At 47.6% G+C, this 2057-nt stretch carries 2 protein-coding genes and 1 pseudogene; all 3 read left to right on the forward strand.

All coding sequences use genetic code 11. The annotated features are described in order from the left end of the window. The coding region (locus EI969_RS30350; protein WP_218575192.1) for an RHS repeat-associated core domain-containing protein at positions 1 to 832 on the forward strand (832 nt) is incomplete at its 5' end. Between the two features lie 17 nt (positions 833 to 849). Then, positions 850 to 1473 (forward strand): Imm43 family immunity protein, encoded by a 624-nt coding sequence (locus tag EI969_RS09170; RefSeq protein ID WP_160387210.1) that lies wholly within the window; start codon positions 850 to 852, stop codon positions 1471 to 1473. A 187-nt stretch (positions 1474 to 1660) separates the two neighbouring features. Then, positions 1661 to 2057, forward strand: a pseudogene (locus EI969_RS09175) (type IV secretion protein Rhs); the annotation flags it as partial.

Genomic DNA, 2057 nt, shown 5'->3' on the forward strand with positions numbered 1-2057 from the left:
CTTTTTGTGGCAAGGCCTGCGGATGTTGCGTGAGGAGCGACCGGGGCAGAGCAGTCTGTACCTGTATGAGCCGGGGAGTTATGCGCCGTTGGCGCGGGTGGATCAGGCAGAGGGTGAAGAGCGGAAGCTTTATTACTTCCATACTGATCAGATTGGTACTCCGCTGGAGATGACTGACCGGGAAGGGCAGATTGTCTGGCAGGCGACGTACAAGGCTTGGGGGGCTGTTGAAAGGCTGGCGGTCAATGATGTCGAGCAGAATCTGCGGTTTCAGGGGCAGTATTTTGACGATGAGACGGGGCTGCACTACAACACGTTTCGGTATTACGATCCGGAGGTGGGGCGGTTTGTTACGCAGGATCCGATTGGGTTGTTGGGTGGTGGAAACCTTTATCACTACGTTCCTAACTCAATGGGCTGGATTGACCCGCAAGGATTATCAAGTGCTGATTTGCGTGTAGAGCTAGGAATGCGCACTGGAGATATGCATGCTGCTCACCATATCATTCCAGAAGAGGTAATGAAGAAATACCCGCAAATGTTTGATAAAGCGAAATCGATAGGGTTTACGCCTGATGGTGCCTCAAACGGTATCGAGCTGCCACGAACAAAAGAATTGGCAAAAACACTCGATCTCCCCGGGCACTGGAGTAATCACGTAGATTACAGTGCTCTGGTTGAAAGCGATGTGAGTAAGCTCAATACTGCATTTAGAGCTGGCCGATTGTCGGATATGGATCTGGCGTTGGGGTTAAAATCTATCCAGAACAAATGGCGTTCTAATATTTTAGCGAAAAATGTCCCTATTAATGCGAAGGGGCGACTATGCTAAGTGCTATGGAGAAAATCATGTTTGCGATTACCTATAAAGGTGGTGAAAGCGGTTGTCCGGAAGGAGGGGTTTACGGAGAGTTGGTTGGGTATAATTGGAACTCAAATAATTTTGAGGATGATAAATTTCCACCTGAAGGCGCGATTCTAGATTTTTACGCACAACATAAAGCTGTGGCGACGGACTTCTTTTATTTTGGTAGTGAATTTATTTGTTCCGGTGATTTTCTTGCATTGATTAAATCATCTAATTGTGGTGTTGTGGATGTCAGGGAGATTCGACTCCATCAGGAGAGTAAAGTCTCCCCAGTTTCATCAAAAAAATACTATTTGGTGCGTAGTAGAGAAATTCATAAGATTTTGGATATGGAAAAATCGAAATACGAGTTACGGCTTGATCCGGTTACTAAAGATCCAGAAGAGGATGTGTTTCATCCAGGTAGAGTGATTTTTGACACAATATCCGATATTATTATAAAAAAAGACGTTTGTGATTTAGATTTTTTTATTTCTTCTGAGATGCTGAGAGAGGAGTATGTTTTTTCAGCCGAACTTGGAGAGAAAATTATTAGACTTGATATGAAGGGTGTGATGTTAATGCCATTGTCTGAATTGGTGTATGATGCAAAATTAGATTTTTAGTGTTAGGTAGTTTTTTTCTTGGTGGTAATTAGATTTGGAGAGTGTGCATCTAAAGGTGGATTTTGACAGTGGCTGGTTCCTAATTGGTTGCGGCGTTCTTTAATAAGTTGGTTTTCGGAGGGGCTGAAATAATAACTCGGCCTCTAATGTTTACACTGTTATTGCTAACAATAAAGCACGCAGCACACGGGGCACCGACCCGCTCGGACGCACGGTCAAATACCGTTATCACCACCTGACCCCCTTGGTCACGCAGGTGGATTATCCCGACGGCAGTACCTGGCAAGCCCGCTACGACGACAAGGGCAACCTCATCGCCGAAGTCGACGCCCTCGGCCACACCACAGAATACCTCAACGGCGACGACGGCCTGCCGCACACCATCATCGACGCGACCCACAAGTCCAAATACCTGTGGTGGAACACCCTGGCCCAGGTCGAACGCTTCCAGGATTGTTCGGGTAAAAACACCACCTACCGCTTCGACGAGCGCCAGCACCTGGTCGCCGTCACCGACGCGCTGGGTCAGACCACCACGCTGGAACGCAAACCCGACGGCGAAGTGCTGCGCATCAACCACCCGG

Origin of the sequence: Pseudomonas sp. PB101, assembly GCF_009764265.1 — a bacterium.
Lineage (GTDB): Bacteria > Pseudomonadota > Gammaproteobacteria > Pseudomonadales > Pseudomonadaceae > Aquipseudomonas.